Source organism: Spiroplasma kunkelii CR2-3x, from assembly GCF_001274875.1.
Taxonomy (GTDB): domain Bacteria; phylum Bacillota_I; class Bacilli_A; order Mycoplasmatales; family Mycoplasmataceae; genus Spiroplasma; species Spiroplasma kunkelii.
Map to the genome: position 1 here is coordinate 855012 of NZ_CP010899.1, position 18049 is coordinate 873060.

Below are 18049 nucleotides of genomic sequence, written 5' to 3' on the forward strand. Positions count from 1 at the left end.
ATTAACGATAGTTAATAATATTTTTGATATTATATGGAATTATTGTTAAAGTTGGAAACTTTCGGGTTAAGTATCCAGCAAAAGCAGCAGTAAAAAAATCTTCCATATAATGGTTGAAGCAAATAACTGCTAATTGTTTTTCATTTGCTAATACTCATTGATCTCATTTTACTTCCCCAGTAATAAACAGGTCAATATTTTGGTTAATTTTTGCAATCACATCACCTGCGGCTCCTGCTGCTAAGGCAACTGTTTTAATAGATTGCTCTAACGTCGATAAATTGTGCTGCACTGTTGTAATTTTAAAAATTGCTTTTAATTTCGTAATAATTTCATCAGCTGTTAAACTGACATACCCAATCATTGTTAAATTATCATCAAAGGGAACAATTTTTTGAGGATTTAATTCTTGTAAAATCAATTCATTCATTAAACCATCATAATTTGTGTGTAAAGCATAAACAGTTATCTGATGTTTATTAAGAAGATCAATAATTGCTCGTTTGTAAGGAATCTCTTGAATTCTTTTTTTCTTGCCAAAACAAAAAGGATGATGAGTTATAATAACATTAATTTGCTTAGCGACTGCTGCTGTAATTACTTCGCTTGTTAAATCTAAACTAACCATAATTTTTGCTACAAAATGATTTTTGTTTCCATATTGATAACCACTATAATCTCACTTACAAGCTGCTTTTAATGAAAAATCAGTTTCAATTTCTTTATATAATTTTTTAATTAACATTATATCACCTTATTAATCATTTTTAGTTTTGCTTTAACTTCTTGATATCGCTTAGTGTTTTCAGGAATCTTGTTTAACAATGTTAAATAATAATCATTTTTTAACAATCATTTCTCTTGAAAAAGTTTACTATGTTTTTTGCGAAGATAAGGACCGAAGTATAAGTCTTTTTTATTTTTGACTTTTTGACCAGCAGTTTTATTAACAACAATAATCTCATAAATAATATCATTTTCCTTAATTAATAATTCTTTTTCAATAAAGTACTTATGTTTTTTAATTCATTCTCGTAATAAAAATGGATCATCATTAGGACATAAAATATAACGATCAATTAAATCAGAATCTCGTTGCAAAATGGTTAAAATTGTTGTACTCCCTAATCCTGAAATAATACAAGTATCAATTTTAATGTCCGAAACTCCTGTTAAACCATCTGCTAAAATTAAAGTAATAAGTTCTTCAGTATGATATTTTGCAATATTATTTTTCGCTTGGGCTAAGGGTTGTGCTGCAATATCGCATGCATAAGCTTTGGTAATTAAATTTCCTTTTGCTAAATAAATTGGAATCATTGCATGATCTGTCCCAATATCACAAATAATGTCTTTTTCATTAACTTGTTTGGCAATTAATAATAAACGTTCTGATAATATATCCATTTTTTAAAACCCCTATCCTTTAAAAAAGTCTTTTAATACTTTTGCTTTCGAATTAACTTGGTTTGGCTTAAACTTACGAATTGTTTTTGCTTCAATTTGGCGAATTCGTTCACGTGTTACTTTAAATTCTTTTCCTACTTCTTCTAATGTTTTTGGTGAATCATATTTTGATAAATGCTTATCAATTAAAGCATTTTTTTGACTTTGTACTTTTTCAATTGGTGTATCATAATGAATATCAAGAGTTTTAACTGTTTGAACTAATTCAGGGAAAGTTTCATCTTCGCATTCTTTTGCTAACCGTAATACTGTTCGTAACTTTGTTGGTAAAAGTCCAAACCGCATTCTAATTACTTTTTCTTCTCGTGCTGATAAAATTTCATGGAAAACTTCATCAATTACTTCTCGTAATGATTCTTTTTCAGCATATTCATCCGGTGTAAAAATATCTTTATCATCAACAAAATCACCAAAATGAGTATCATCCTCATCACCAATTGGTTTTTCTAATGAAACTGGTTCAATTGATAGTCTCTTAATTTCACGAACTTTTTCGCCAACCATTCCTTGCCCCATTTTTTCAGCAATTTCATTGTAACTTGGTTCACGTCCTAACTCTTGTGTTAATTGCCGTTCAATTCTTGTTAATTTATTAATTGTTTCAACCATATGAACAGGAATCCGAATTGTTCGCGCTTGATCAGCAATTGCACGGGTTGTTGCTTGTCTAATTCATCATGTGGCATATGTTGAAAATTTAAAACCACGCTTATAATCAAACTTATCAACAGCTTTTATTAACCCAATGTTCCCTTCTTCAATTAAATCCGAAAAATCTAATCCCCGGTTTAAATGTTTACGAGCAACTGAAACAACTAACTTCAGGTTAGAAGTAATTAATTTATCCCGTCCAAAACGTCTTTCTTCTGGATCAGATGATTCTAACATTTTAGCATATTTAATTTCTTCCTCACGAGTTAAAATCTTACTTGTTCCCAAAATATTAAAGTAAGCTTTAATAATATCTTGAATTTTTGTTTCATTTGAAATCCCACCAACTTTATAACGTAATTTTTCATCTGGTTGTTTTTTCGTTACTTTTTCTGGTTCAGGAACTTCATTTTCTTCTAAATCTTCTAAATTAATATCACTAAATTCAACACCATTAGCAACTAATTCTTCGAAATATTCTTCAACATCATTATCATCAACTTCAAAATGATCATTAATTAATGTTATTAATTTTTCTTGTTCAATCTCATTGTTATTTTCTTCTAAATATTTATTAATATATTCTTTAAATTCATCAAAAGATTTCATATCTCTGACTTCTTTTTTTGATAATACCATTCTCTCTACCCCTTTTTAAATTTTAATCGTTGATTCAACTTGTCAATTTCCATTGAAATTGCCTGTTGTTCAATTAGATTACTTGCTTTTTCTAACTTATTTCATAGCATTGCAATCTCTTTTTCATTAGCAAAATCATCAATTAAGAGCGCATAGTCTTCTAATTCTTTCTTATTATATTTAATTTTAATCGTTGATTTATTAATAATATCCATTAGTATTTTTTTTAAATTTGGATCACTTATTTCTTGACACAACATATTAATTCTAACATTTTCTGCCCCCAAATGTCCATTATAATAAGTAATTATATAATTTGCTAACAAACGATAACCATCAAAATTTAAATTTCCAATTTTTCTTTGATAAAAATCTGCTGCTTTTCGAGAACCAAGTAATTGTAAAACCATATTTTGTTCTGCTAAAAGATATCGTTTTAAATTTTTAATTTTATATTTTGTATTTTTAACTATAACAATCTTACTTTGCTGTGGTTTGAAGCTTAGTGGCAACTTTTGCTGATAATTATTATCATTTGTTCCATTAGGAATTGGTTCTAACACAGCAGGCGAAAAAACTGCTTTTTTATATGTTTTAATTTGTCCAATTTTTGTTGTAATTGTTTCTTTAGATATTCCTGTTATTTTAACTAAATTATTAACTGCTAATTCTTGTTCCAATTGATTTGGACTAGCTTTAATTAAAGGTGCAACAATATTAATAAATTCTTCTAATTCATTTGCTGCTTGTAAATTAAATTTATTTTGAAAATAATCAAGGGCAAAATTAATTGGATGTTGGGCATTTGCTAACATTATATGAATTAATTCTCCCTGACCACTATTAACTAATTCGTCAGGGTCTTGTTGCGTCTCATTCAAAACAATTTTAACTTTTAGATTATGACTTAATAATTTAATTGTTGCTTTTAAACTAGCATTAATTCCAGCCTTATCACCGTCTAAAAAAATTAAACACTCATTTGTTAATCTTTTAATTTCTTTTAAATGATATTCACTTAAATTAGTTCCCATTAAAGCAGCGGTATTTTTAATATTTAATTTTTCTAAACTAATAACATCCATATATCCTTCAAGTAAAATTAAATTATTTTGCTGGCGAATAAACGGTTTCGCCCGGTGAATATTATACATTAGTTGTTCTTTTTTAAAAACTTTTGTTTCAGGAGTATTAAGATATTTTGCTACCTGGTTAGTAACCCCAATTACTCGTCCAGAAAAACCAATAATATAACTATCTTCATTTTTAATCGGAAACATTAAACGATTATTAAAATAATCATACACCTTGCCATTTTTAATTGTAATTAAACCCGCTTGTTGAATATCATTAATTGAATATCCTTTTTTAATTAAAAAATGGTACAAATGATCAAAGCCACTATCAGCATAACCAATCTGAAATAATTCAATTTCAATATTATTAATGTTCCGTTTTGTTAAATATTCTTTTGCATCATAAGCCTTTTTGGTTTCTAAATTATTACTAAAGTAAGCGCTTGCTAAGACATTAATTTCAAAAATTAATTGTTCACTTTTATCATATTTTGGTTTTTCTTGATAAGTAGTCAATTCATCTAAGGAAATATTGGCCATTACCGCAACTTTTTTTAAAGCTTCAATAAAACTAATATTTTCATATTCTTGTAAAAAAGTAAAAACATTGCCTCCAGTTGAACAAGCAAAACAACGGTAAATTTGCTTTTCTGGTGAAATACTCATTGAAGGATGTGAATCTTGATGAAAGGGACAAACTGTTCAATAATTACGACCCCGTTTTTCAAGCGATAAATATTCTGACATTACGGTAACAATATTTACTTTTGACTTAATTAAATCAATTTTTTCATTACTAATTAATGCCATACCTTTCACTCCTTTTAATTATTTTAATGTTGCAGTAAAATAGCTTTCTAAATTAGGAATTGTCACTCGTTCTTGTTTCATTGTATCACGATTACGAACTGTAACTTTTTGGTCTTTTTGACTATCAAAATCAACTGTTACACAAAACGGTGTTCCGATCGCATCTTGACGACGATAACGCTTTCCAATATTTCCTGTTTCATCATAAGTGCATTGAAAACGACCTAAGAGTTTTTCATATAACTGATAAGCATCGTTGTTTAATTGTTTACTTAATGGAATAACCGCAATTTGATATGGAGCTAATAACGGGCTTAATTTTAAAACAATTCTTGTCTCATTATCAGCAACTTTTTCAACATGGTAAGCATCATATAAAATCGCTAACATCAAGCGCCCAACACCAACCGATGGTTCAATTACATTCGGGATAATTTTTTCATTTATTTTTTGATTTAAATACGACAAATCATTTTTACTCATTTCACTGTGGCGACGTAAATCATAATTCCCCCGGTCAGCAATCCCTCATAATTCACCTATGCCAAACGGAAACTTATATTCAATATCAATAGTTCGTTTTGCATAATGGGCTAACTCATTAGCTTTATGCTCACGAAAATGATAGTTTTCTGGTTTTAAATTAATTAATTTTAAAAACTTGGTTACTTCTTTAACTCAATATTCAAATCAATCAATCTTTTCGTTACTATCATAAAAAAATTCTAATTCCATTTGTTCAAATTCACGTGTACGAAAAATAAAATTTCCTGGGGTAATTTCATTTCGAAATGACTTTCCAATTTGACCAACACCAAAAGGTATTTTTTTTCGCAAAGAACGTTGAACATTTTTAAAATTAACAAAAATTCCTTGTGCTGTTTCTGGTCGTAGATAAACAACTGATTTTTCATCTTCAATAACACCTTGGTTTGTTTTAAACATTAATTCAAACTGACGAATTTCAGTAAAATCATGTTCCCCACAATTTGGACATAAAATATTTTTTTCGGTAATAAAAGTCTCTAATTGTTCATTAGTTCAACCACCACAATTTAATTTCGTATAATTATCTTCAATAAGTTTATCTGCCCGCATTCGGCTTTTACATTTTTTACAATCTAATAATGGGTCAGCAAAATTGCCAAGATGTCCAGAAGCTTTTCAAACATTATTGTTCATTAAAATAGCACTATCAAGACCAACATTATATTTTGATTTTGTAATAAAATGTTGTCATCATAAATTTTTTAAATTTCGTTCTAATTCAACCCCCAATGGTCCAAAATCTCAGCTGTTTGCTAAACCACCATAAATTTCACTCCCTTGAAAAACAAAACCTTGTGTTTTTAAATGATTAACAACTTCTTCTAATGTATATTGCATTAATGTAACTCCTTATTATTTCTCTATCTTCAATTATACTATGTTATTCTTTAAAATAAATTGATTTTTGTAGCATTTCATAAATACTACACGAAAATATTCCAACTTTTATTAAAAAATAATCACATAGCATTTTAAATAATATTATTAAAGCTTTTATATTAATATTGTAAAAATAAAAATTAGTATGAAAATTACTATTAAAAACTTTCACTAATTCAATTGGAAAAAGATAATCTCTTGGTAATAAACAATTTTTGCAAAGATATCATTCCTCAAGAAAACTAATTGTTTTAATGTGTTGTTTGCTGCCACACCCTTTACACATAGTAAAGTCTTATTCTAATCCATATCATTTTAAAGCAAGAAACATAAAAGAAATTACAATACTTAAATTATCTTCTCATGCAACTAAATTGTCTAATGTTGTTGTTAATAATTCTTACAATTCATTATCAGCTTGACGGTCAACAACCGCTTGCTCAGCAATTTCACAAATTAATGTTGCTAATAAATAATCATCATAATTTTATGATAATTTAATTCTTGTTTTTAATAAATTTCCTGTCTTTAATTTACTTAACTTATTGTTATAATATGATAAAAATATTTCGAATTAACTTTGCTAATTTTAATACTGTTTCACGACTATCATTAACATTCTCAATTAAAATATACTCAAAAGTAACACGCCGATTAGTTAACTAAATATAATAACAAACTGCATCCATTAATTTTTCTAATTCTTGTGACAAAATCGTAATAATTGCACTGTTATTATCATAAGGTCATTTATGCAATATCATTACTGTTAATTTTTGAATCATTTTAATAACTTTCTTTGTTATAACCTAGACGGGCAATCATTGAAGGTTTATCCCGTCATTTATCCACTACTTTAACAAATAATTCTAAAAATATTTTTGTTCCTAAAATTTGTTCTAATTCTAAGCGGGATTGCGTTCCAATTTGTTTAATTAAACGGCCTTGTTTCCCAATAATAATTCCTTTTTGTGAATCCCGTTCAACGCAAATTGAAGCCATAATTTTTAATAGCTGTGGTTGATCATCAATTTTATCAATTAAAATAGCAACACTATGCGGAATCTCATCTTCTGTCAACAACAAAATTTTTTCCCGAATAATTTCACGAATTAAAAACTTTTCTGGTTGATCAGTTAACATATCATCAGGATAATATTGTGGTCCTACTGCTAAATGTGTTTTTAATAAAGTTAATAATGTTTCAAGATTTTTATGTTTGACTACTGAAACGGGAATGATATCAGTAAACTGATGAATTTTTTCTCATTCAGCAATTTTTACCATTAAATCACCTTTGGAAATTAAATCAATTTTTGTTACAACTAAAACAATTGGAATTGCGCGCTCTTGTAGTGCTCTGATAATATAACGATCATTATCACCAATGTGTTCATTTGCTGGAGATAAAAATAAAATAACATCGGCTGCTTTTGTTGCTGATAAAGCAACTTTATTCATAAATTTTCCCATTTCATGATGAGCTTTATGAATGCCTGGCGTATCCATAAAAACAATTTGTGATTCTTGATCATTATAAATCCCTTGAATACGATTTCGTGTTGTTTGTGCCTTTGCTGTTACAATTGCTACTTTATTATTTAAAATTGTATTTAATAATGTTGATTTACCAACATTTGGTCGGCCCACAATTGCAGCAAAACCTGATTTAATTGCCATTTTATTCACCTCTTAATTATTCTAATTATAAAGAAAAATATCATAAAAAATTATCTTATTAAAAATTATCTTATTTAAAACTCAAAAGCAATTTGATCATCTAATGATAAATCTTTTAAAATTCCAAGTTCTTCAAATGATTCTAAATGAGCTTTTGTAATATTTGTTCGTTTTTGTAAATCAACAATTGATAAAAATGGTTTTTCATGGCGAGCATTAATAATACTATCGCCAACAGCTCCGCCCAAACCATCAATTGCAGAAAATGGCGGTAAAATAATTTTTTCATTATTTTCATTTGTAATAACGGTAAAATTTTTATTTCGACTTGTTTTTAAATCAATATTGCTCATTTTAATTCCTCTGGCATACATTTCTAATGCTACTTCATAAACGGGAATTAAATCTTTTTCTTTTTGTGTTGGTTTATTGGGAGCATTAAAATCTTTATTATCCAAACGAGTTTGAATATCGTGTAAAACTTGTTTGATTGTTTCTGCTCCTTTTAAAATTGTTTTAATATCAAAAACATCTGTTCGAGTTGAAAAAAATGTTGCATAATATTCAACTGGATAATTAATTTTATATCATGCTACTCGTCACGCCATTAAGACATAGGCTGTTGCATGGGCTTTTGGGAACATATACTTAATTTTATTACACGAATCAATATATCATTGTTCAACATTATTATCCCGCATTAATTGTTCATGTTCAGTTGTTAACCCCTTTCCCTTTCGAACATCTTCCATAATCTTAAAAGCACTTTGAGCAGGTAACCTTTTATAAATTAAATTAACCATAATATCATCACGACATCCAATTACTTCTGAAATACTAATATTTTGATTTCGAATTAATTCTTGGGCATTGCCAATTCAAACATCTGTTCCGTGTGACAATCCTGAAATTTGGACTAAATCTGCAAATGAAGTTGGTTTTGTATCTAATAACATCTTACGAACAAAAAAAGTACCAAATTCAGGGATACCAATTGCACCAGTTTTTTCATCATTAATATCTTCTGATTTAATGTTTAAAACATCTAAACTTCGAAAAAGACTTAAAACCGCTTCATCATTTGTTGGAATTGTTTTTGGATCCACTCCCGTTAAATCTTGCAGCATTCGCAAAGCAGTTGGGTCAACATGACCTAAAATATCTAACTTTAAAACATTATCATGAATTGCGTGGAAATCAAAATGAGTTGTTAATCAATTTGATTTGATATCATCAGCAGGAAAATTAACTGGTGTAAATGCCTCAACTTCATATTCATTTGGAATAACAACAATTCCACCTGGATGTTGTCCAGTTGTTCGTTTAACTCCCTCACAACCCTTGGCAATTCGTTCTAATTCTGCGCGACGTTTTAAATGTAAAATATTTTTACTTTCAAAATAACCTTTCACATAACCATATGCAGTTTTTTCTGCCACCGTTGAAATTGTTCCGGCACGATAAACACTACGTTCTCCAAACATTTCTTTAGTAAAGTCATGTGCAATTGGCTGATATTCTCCTGAAAAGTTTAAATCAATATCCGGAACTTTATCTGCTTCAAACCCTAAAAATGTTTCAAAGGGAATATCATGTCCTTCCCCTTTTAATAGTTTTTGACACTTTGGACAAGTACGAACTGGTAAATCATATCCACACTTAACTGAACCATCAACAATAAATTCACTATAACTACAATAAGAACATAAATAATGTGGTTGTAATGGATTTACTTCAGTAATATTACTCATTGTTGCAACAAAACTACTACCAACACTTCCCCGCGACCCGACTAAATAGCCATCTTGCAATGATTTATCAACTAATTTATGTGCAATTCAGTAAATAACAGCAAAACCATGCTTAATAATAGCATTTAATTCACGTTCTAAGCGTGATGCAACAATTTCTGGTAATGACTTACCATAAATTTTATAAGCATTTTTATAACATAATTCTTTTAATAATTGATCACTACCCTCAATTTTAGGTGTATATAATTTATCTTTAATAATTTCAACTTTTTCAATTTGGTCAGAAATTAAATTTGGATTTGTTACTACAATTTCATAAATTAATTCATCATTATTTAAAAACTTAAATTCATTCATCATTTCCATTGTTGTTCTTAAAAACTGATCAGGATTATCAGTTACTCGTTGCTTATAATCATATAAAGGATGGAGACGGCCACCAATTCCTTTTGCATTAATATAAACTTCACGGAAAATTTTATCTTCTGGGTTAAGATAGTGCACATCACCAGTAGCAACAACTAATTTATTTAATTTTTTTGCTGTAAAAATAATATCTTTAATGACTGTTAATAATCGTTCTTCTGATAAATTCCCCATTTGAACTAAATGTTTATATACATTAGGAGGTTGAATTTCAACATAATCATAAAACTTAATTGTTTCTGCTAATTCCGATGCATCTTTATTTTGTGCCACTTCAAAAACATCACCATTAACACATGATGACCCAATCAATAAATTACTACGATGTTGTTCAATTACACTTCGTAATAATTTTGGTGATAAGTAAAAATATTTAGTATGCGCAGCAGTTATTAGTTTAAATAATTCTAATAAACCTACCTGATTTTTTGCTAAAATTGTCATATGTTTTGGTCGCAGTTTTTTATAAACAGCAGGGTCATGAATTTTCTCAATATCATCATCAAACTCAATATTATAAGTATTAATCATTTTCCGTAGCTGATGCTCATAGATGTCTGTTAAAACAATTGCATCATAATCGCCACGGTGAGCAACTTCTTCATTATAAATAACATTATAACAACAAGCAATTGTTCCCAACCGATAATTTTTCAAATGTGGTTCTAAAATCCGTGATAATTGTAAAGTATCAATTACTGTGTTATTAATTTCTGAGCGTCCAGCTTTTTTTAATCACGATTGAATAAAACCAAGGTCAAACTCAGCATTATGTGCAATTAAAATTGCATCCTTAAAATATTCTAAAATTTGGTCAATTCATTCAATAAAAGTTGGTTTATCCGCTAATAATTCATCTGTAATTCCTGTTAATTCAGTTGTAAATGATGATAACTTAACGGATGGTTTAAACAAATGATTAATTGTTTGACGTTCACCACTAATACCATCCATAATAACCGCACCAAATTCAATGATTTCATCATATCTACTACTTAAGCCAGTTGTTTCTAAGTCGAAAATAACATATTTTGCAGTTCATAAATTATGATGATGCGGGTTTTTAACATATCAGACTTTATCATTTAAAACATCTGCTTCAACACCATAAATAACTTTAACATCAGGATATTTCTTATTAAGATTATAAATTTCTGGATAAGCTTGAACATTTAAATGGTCAGTAAAAGCAATTGCTTTATGGTTCCAATGTGCTAATGTTTTAAAAAGCATTGTAAGATCTGTTACTCCATCCATAACACTCATTTTAGTATGGAGATGTAACTCCACGCGTTTTTCAGGCGCATTATCTTCACGATATAAATCTTCACTCTCTAAACGATAAATTTTTTTAATAAAAAACATTTGTTCATTAGCATAAGTATCATACCGAATATCGCCAAAAAGACTAACTCATTCATTCGTTTTTAATTCTTCAATAAAATCATCTGGTTGTTCTGTTCGAGTAAAAAATTTTGCGCCAATTGTATCACTATAATCAGTAATTGTTATTACATAAATAAATTTCTTTGTTGAAATTAACTGTCGTTTTTTACTTAAAATTTTTCCATAAATTGTCACATTCGGAGCATCTTGATCAATATCAATTAACCGTTCATAACTTGCTTTTCCATTTTTTGCTCTCTGATAACTATTTAATTCTCTTCGAACTGGATTAGTCACATTGGTTGGTTTAGAAATTAACTGTTCTGTTTTTTGCACTATTTCTTGATATTTCATTAATTCTTGTTCATTAATTTCTAAAATATTATTTTCTCGTAAATGAATTACTAGGGCTAATTGTAAATCACTAAAACCATAGCGGCGAAGTTTTTTTTGATAATAATTACAATGTTCACCCACTAATTTTTGTTCACTTTCCGAATGAACAGTAATTTTTAAAATATTATCAGTTAAAGCAAAACGTTCTGGGGATAATTTACTAAAAAAACTATTTTTTAATTCCGATTTATTTAATCGAATATATTCTAAATAACTAAAAATAGTTTCTAATTCGTATTGTTCTTTGCGAACCCGTAAAGAAATCTTTGTGGGTAATGTTTCATTTTCTAATAAAGTTTGTTCTAATTTTAGTAAAACTTCTAGTGGTAAAAAATCATTAATTTCAATCACAACACGAAAAAAGCCTTCACTAATACTATATTCTGCTTTAATGACTTTAGCATCATCAAAATAATTTCCAATAAATTCTAAATTATTTGCTGTAAATAGTTTTATCAATTGTTGGTCCATCATTTAATCCTCTCCTAGCTTTTCTGCTTAAAAAAAGACATCTTTAATTGTTATTCCAATAAATAATAAAATAAAGACTATTGTTCCCGTTACATTAATAATAATCTTTGCCTTATACGGTAACTGTCATTTTTGCTCTTTTGTTTGATATTCTTCTAATAATACTTTTTGTTGCGCTGGATCACGGCGTTTCTTTCAAATCCTTACCCGACCATTTAAGCGTTTTACTCCACCAACTATTCCTTCAATTGATGTTTCAAAAAACTTGTATCCATCTAATGGTGGGATTGGAATTAAGTTCAAAACAAATAAATTAGCAGATAACATGGCCACATACATAAAGAAAAGAGCTGGTCTTTCTGTTAACATTGAAGAAACTGTTCTTGCAATTCCAACTGGACCAGATAATTGATTTCACTGACCAGTAAATAATAATTCAAATGATTTTAAAATTGTCACTGATTGTCTAAATGTTTCTCCTCAACCATAGCTATATGCTTGCGTAGTTGAAGCAAACTGACGATCAGGAGCTCTAATTCCGACTGTATAAGTATTGTTGGTTTCTGTTAACTTAACTGGTTCAGTTTGAAATAAACCATCCGAAGCCGTTATAACTTCTTGTTTACTATTTACACAAGCAAAAGCAATAGTAATATAATTAATTTTTTCATCATTATTACTATTATCATATTGTTGTTTTAAATTTTTAATAAAATTAAAAACTGTTGTTTGATAAGTTGGAATCTTATCTACTGTTCCCACATGACTTGATAAAATATTATTCTCCTTATTATCAGCTTTATCTTTCTTATTAACACGATAATATTCTTGTACTACTTTAAGTTTTTCAATATTAGGACCTAATCAATAATCTAAAATCACAATATCTTGAGCAACATTTTGACCACTAGTTTTTAGTGCAGCATATGCTGCACCATTAGAATCATACTTAGCTCCTCAATATGTCATATCAGATGGTTTATAATTTAATGCCGCAAAAGTTGTGGTAAAAATAAAAACAGCAATAAAAAAATTCATTAAAGCTCCTGCGACAATAAAAATTAAGCATTTTCATTTTGCAATATTTTCCATTTTTCGTTCTTCAGGAACTTCTTCCTCTTCACGCCCTTTTGGTGGATCAACTAATTGACTTGCAATATAAACATATCCTCCAAAAGGAAAAATTCGGATTGAATAACGAGTTTCTTTTTTTCCTCAAGAAAAAATTTTGGGACCAAAACCAATTGCAAATTCATAGACATATGCTCCCGCTAATTTCGCAATAATAAAATGTGCAAATTCATGAATTGTAACTAACATTAATAAAATTATAATCCCAATTACAAAACCTAAAACCACCATTCCTGCTGACATTTATTTCTTAACTCCTTACTTTTTTATTCAAAATAACATTATTTTTCAGAAAAATAATTAATAATATCTCTTTTAATGATATCATTTAATTCTTTGATTTCACAATAATTAATTAATTTTTGCGGTTTAATTTGATTCATAAAATATTCAATATAATCAACAATTTGATAAAATTTAATTCTTCCGGATAAGAAAAGCGAACGTAATGTTTCGTTTGCTGCATTAAAAGCAATGGCTAATGAATTATTTTCATTTAAGCAACGATAGGCTAATTGTAGCGCTTTTCAACGAGATAAATCAGCTTTTTGAAATGTTAAGGTTATTAATTTCTCAAAATTTAATGGTTTTAAGAACGAACTATTTTTTCGAATTGGATAATATAAAAAATAATTTAAAACTTGTAACATTGAAGGTTTTGATAATTGTCCAATAATTGAAAAATCGGCATATTGTACGGCTGAATGTAAAATAGCTTGTGGATGTAAAATAACAGTGATTTTTGAAGTTTTAAATAAATGATAAGCTTCTATAATTTCAAATCCTTTGTTTACCATTGTTGAAGAATCAATGGTAATATTTTGTCCCATATTTCAAGTTGGATGTTGCAAAGCTTGTTGCTCATCAATTGTTTTTAAATCAGCTAATGTTTTATTAGCAAACATCCCCCCTGAAGCTGTTAAAATAATTTCTGAACACGGGTTGGTTTGGTCTAAACATTGAAAAATAGCACAATGCTCAGAATCAATTGGATATAATTTATTATTATTTTTTGCTAATAAATTGTTAATTAAATCCCCTGCTACTACTAATGATTCTTTATTTGCTAATAATAACGTACGGTTTTTATCATATAAAGTTTGTAATGTTGGGTATAATCCTACAAAACCACTAATTGCATTTAAAACCAAAGCTGTCGGAAAAGCAGCTAACATTACATTAATTCCTGCTTCTTTAGTTACAAAAGTTATATTTGGATATTGCGCTGTTAAAATAGCTTGTTGTGTTTCATCACCAAGATGAACAATCCTAATTGTGCTATGTTTCTCTAAAATCTTAATTAGAACTGAAATATTATGATAAATACTAACAGCTGTAATTTGAAAATCATTTGGATTTGATTCAATAATTTGTAACGCTTGTTGACCAATATTTCCAGACGCACCAAAAACAATAATATTTCGCATTATAAATTATCGTTGTAACACTATATTTGAAATAATAAACATTAGAAAAAAGACTAATGAAAATGAATCCAAACGATCTAAAATACCACCATGGCCAGGCAATAAATTACTAAAATCTTTAATATTATAACGACGTTTAATTCATGAAAATGATAAATCGCCTAATTGTGACAAAATGCTTAATACAAACGCTAACAGAAAATAAATGACATAACGCATTACATTTTGATCATTATCATTTGAGAAAAAGTTAAAAACCCAATGGTTACTAGTTGCAAAATGAAACATTAAAATAGCATAAGTAATTGCAATTACTGCTGCTAAGATTATTCCCGTTACAGCACCTTCTCATGTTTTGTTTGGAGATATTGTTGGCGCTAATTTATGTTTTCCATAAGTAACACCGCCAACAAACGCAAAAGTATCAGTTAAAATAATAATTAATGCTAATCATACCACACTACTTCAACCATAAGCAGGATTTAACATAAATTTATTCATTGCTTTTAAAGCAAAAGTTAAATACAAGGTAAAAATTAAAATTAATGTCATTTTACTAAAAGTAATTTCTTTTGAACTAAATACTAAACAATAATATCCTAAAATCGCACATAAATAAATAACAAAAATAATTCAGGGTTTTAATCAATTTCAATTTAATAATGTATAAAATGGGTAATTAATTGAACCGATTCCACCATATTCTGTTGCGATTGATTCAGCTGGAAACAAAAATAAAAAAATTATTAATAAATATGTAATGACTTGAGTATAAATTGGTCACTTTGTTTCTCCAACTAACCGCAAAATTTCATAGTTAACTAAACCTAAAATAACAGCATTAATGCCAATAAAAACATAATTAGCAATTTCAATATGTGGAACATTACCATGTCATTCTGTTGCAATTGCCCCTGTGAATAAATATAAACCTAAAAAGACTAATAACAAATAAAATGTAATATGACGAGCAACATATTTTTTTTGAAACATATCTTTATGTTCTTTACTTTTTGACGCTTTATTTGTTAAATTATAATCTCCTGTTGATTTTTCATTTTCATTAACATGAACATTATCTTCCTGATTGTTTATCACTTTCAATTCCCCCAAATCTTCTATTTCTATTATTATAATCTAATATTGCTTCAGTTAAAGCATTTTCATCAAATTCTGGTCAAAATGCTTTGGTAAAATATAATTCGGCATAACGATTTTGTAATAATAAAAAATTACTTAACCTTTGTTCACCACCACATCGAATCATTAAATCAATATCTGATAAATCTGCGGTATATAAATGTTGAAATAATGTCTGTTCATCAATAGTTGTTAATTTTTCACTTATCATTTGATTAATTGCTGTTAATAATTCTTCAATGGCTCCATAGTCAAAAGCAAATGTTAAAACCATTCCATTATTATCTTTTGTCCGTAAAATAGCATTATCAATTGCTGCTAATGTTTTAAGTGGCATTTTTGTACGCCGACCAATATGATTTAAAACAATATTTTCATTCTTAAAATTATTAACTTGTTTATTATTTAATAATCGCTCTGGCATCGCCATTAAATATGCAACTTCTTGCGCACTTCGTTTTCAATTTTCAGTTGAAAAACAATAAATCGTTAAATATTTAACACCAAGAGCATTTGCTTTTAATGCGACATCTTTAATCCGTTTTGCTCCTTCTTCATGGCCAGCTGTTCGTTCTAAACCTTGCTTAGTTGCTCAACGACCATTACCATCTAAAATAATTGCAATATGTTGTGGTATTTTCATGCCTTATGTCCTTCTTCCCCATTTTGTTAATTATACCAAGAGTTATAAAAAAATGAAAGTTTTAAACTTCCATTAGTTCTTTTTCTTTTAGAGTTGCTTTTTCATCAATTTTTTTAATAAATTGATCCGTTAATTTTTGAACTTCCCCTTCATAATATTTTTTATCATCTTCAGTTAATTCAGAATCTTTTTTAAGGTGTTCATTACTATCTCGTCGTTCATTCCGAATTGCTACTTTAAACTGTTCACTAGCTTTTCACATTTCCTTAACCAACATTTTACGACGTTCTTCAGTTAGCGAAGGAATATTTAACCGAATTAAATCTGCTTCTGAATTTGGTGTTAAACCTAAATCTGTTTTATTAATTGCTGTTACAATTAAATTAATAATTGAACGATCATATGGTTTAATAACTAATTGTCGTGCTTCTGGCACCATTATATTAGCCAATTGTTGAATTGGTGTTAGTGTTCCATAATAATCAATCATAATATGTGATAACATATTTGGATTGGCACGACCAGTACGAATTTTAATTAATTCATTTTCAAATGAAACGATTATTTTTTCCATTTTTTCTTTTGTTTGATTAATAACTTCTTGCGACATTTATTTTTTCCCTCCTGTAACAATTGTTGAACGTGCATTACCATGTGCTGCCTTATAAATATTATCTGGTTCATTAATATCAAAAACAACAATTTTAACATCATCTTCCATTGCTAAACTAGATGCTGTTAAATCCATTACTTTTAATTGTTTTTTTTGCAATTCATTTAAACTAATATTATCAAAGCGAACTGCATCAGCATTATGGCGCGGATCTTTATCATAAATACCATCAACCCCATTTTTTGCCATTAACATAACATCTGCATCAATTTCAATTGCTCTAATTGTTGCTGCTGTATCAGTTGTAAACTTTGGTTGGCCAGTTCCTCCAGCAATAATAACAATTGCTCTTTTTTCTAAAGCAGCTTTTGCTTTTTTAAACAAATATGGTGAAGCAACTTCCGGAACTTGAATTTTTGAGGTTACAACAACATTCTGACTACCTTCATTTTTTAATACAGCCTCTAATGCTAAAGCATTCATTACTGTTGCTAACATCCCCATATAATCTGCACTAATTGGATTCATTTTAATTGTGTCAGCACGATTACCGCGTCAAATATTACCACCACCAACAACAATAGCAATTTGTAATCCTTCTTTTTGTAATTTAACAATTTGTTTTGCAATATCATAAATTTTTTTTGCATCATATAAATCATCAGAATTCCCTAATGCTTCACCAGATAATTTTAGTAAAACTCGCTTATATTGTAATGCCATTATAACTTTCCTCTTTTTTTCTATTTTATTCTAATATATTATAAATTGTTTTAACAAATAATCAAAATAAAATTACAAATTAGTAAAGAAATTTACTTTATCAAAAACTACTTAATATTAACTTAAACTTGGCAAATAAAATGTTAAAAACTCATGTCAAAATTCTCATGCTTTTGTTTTTAAAGCAT

General features: G+C 28.2%; 13 protein-coding genes and 1 pseudogene. All 14 read right to left on the bottom strand.

Going from position 1 to position 18049, the window contains the following annotated elements:
* Position 1: 1 nt before the first annotated feature.
* A complete protein-coding gene (locus SKUN_RS04715; protein WP_053391065.1) occupies positions 2–745 on the bottom strand; it encodes a Nif3-like dinuclear metal center hexameric protein in 744 nt (247 codons plus the stop codon).
* On the bottom strand, positions 745–1407 hold the full coding sequence (locus SKUN_RS04720; protein ID WP_053391066.1) for a tRNA (adenine(22)-N(1))-methyltransferase: 663 nt from the start codon (positions 1405–1407) through the stop codon (positions 745–747). The genes SKUN_RS04715 and SKUN_RS04720 overlap by 1 nt, the downstream gene beginning before the upstream one ends.
* Before the next feature lie 12 nt (positions 1408–1419).
* Positions 1420–2757 (bottom strand): sigma-70 family RNA polymerase sigma factor, encoded by a 1338-nt coding sequence (locus SKUN_RS04725; RefSeq protein WP_053391067.1) that lies wholly within the window; start codon positions 2755–2757, stop codon positions 1420–1422.
* Between the two features lie 5 nt (positions 2758–2762).
* Positions 2763–4643: a DNA primase gene (gene dnaG, locus SKUN_RS04730; RefSeq protein ID WP_053391068.1), complete on the bottom strand. Its 1881-nt coding sequence runs from the start codon at positions 4641–4643 to the stop codon at positions 2763–2765.
* An 18-nt stretch (positions 4644–4661) separates the two neighbouring features.
* On the bottom strand, positions 4662–6029 hold the full coding sequence (locus tag SKUN_RS04735) for a glycine--tRNA ligase (RefSeq protein WP_053391069.1): 1368 nt from the start codon (positions 6027–6029) through the stop codon (positions 4662–4664).
* Between the two features lie 605 nt (positions 6030–6634).
* Positions 6635–6772 (bottom strand): annotated as a pseudogene (locus SKUN_RS11790) (23S rRNA (adenine(2503)-C(2))-methyltransferase RlmN); the annotation flags it as partial.
* Between the two features lie 85 nt (positions 6773–6857).
* On the bottom strand, positions 6858–7751 hold the full coding sequence (gene era / locus SKUN_RS04745) for a GTPase Era (RefSeq protein ID WP_053391070.1): 894 nt from the start codon (positions 7749–7751) through the stop codon (positions 6858–6860).
* A gap of 74 nt (positions 7752–7825) precedes the next feature.
* Positions 7826–12187, bottom strand: a complete 4362-nt coding sequence (locus SKUN_RS04750) for a PolC-type DNA polymerase III (RefSeq protein ID WP_235510954.1) — start codon at positions 12185–12187, stop codon at positions 7826–7828.
* Positions 12188–12211: 24 nt separating this feature from the next.
* Positions 12212–13558, bottom strand: coding sequence for a site-2 protease family protein (locus tag SKUN_RS04755; RefSeq protein WP_053391071.1), 1347 nt, complete (start codon positions 13556–13558; stop codon positions 12212–12214).
* A gap of 38 nt (positions 13559–13596) precedes the next feature.
* A complete protein-coding gene (dxr, locus tag SKUN_RS04760) occupies positions 13597–14742 on the bottom strand; it encodes a 1-deoxy-D-xylulose-5-phosphate reductoisomerase (protein ID WP_053391072.1) in 1146 nt (381 codons plus the stop codon).
* Positions 14743–14748: 6 nt separating this feature from the next.
* A complete protein-coding gene (locus SKUN_RS04765) occupies positions 14749–15840 on the bottom strand; it encodes a phosphatidate cytidylyltransferase (protein ID WP_144416767.1) in 1092 nt (363 codons plus the stop codon).
* Positions 15818–16525 (bottom strand): polyprenyl diphosphate synthase, encoded by a 708-nt coding sequence (gene uppS, locus SKUN_RS04770; protein ID WP_053391073.1) that lies wholly within the window; start codon positions 16523–16525, stop codon positions 15818–15820. Before uppS ends, SKUN_RS04765 begins: the two co-directional genes overlap by 23 nt.
* 61 nt (positions 16526–16586) lie before the next feature.
* Positions 16587–17135 carry a ribosome recycling factor gene (frr, locus tag SKUN_RS04775; RefSeq protein WP_053391074.1) on the bottom strand — a complete coding sequence of 183 codons (549 nt, stop codon included), beginning with the start codon at positions 17133–17135 and terminating at the stop codon, positions 16587–16589.
* Positions 17136–17861, bottom strand: a complete 726-nt coding sequence (gene pyrH / locus SKUN_RS04780) for a UMP kinase (protein WP_053391075.1) — start codon at positions 17859–17861, stop codon at positions 17136–17138. It abuts the gene before it with no gap.
* Between the last annotated feature and the right edge of the window lie 188 nt (positions 17862–18049).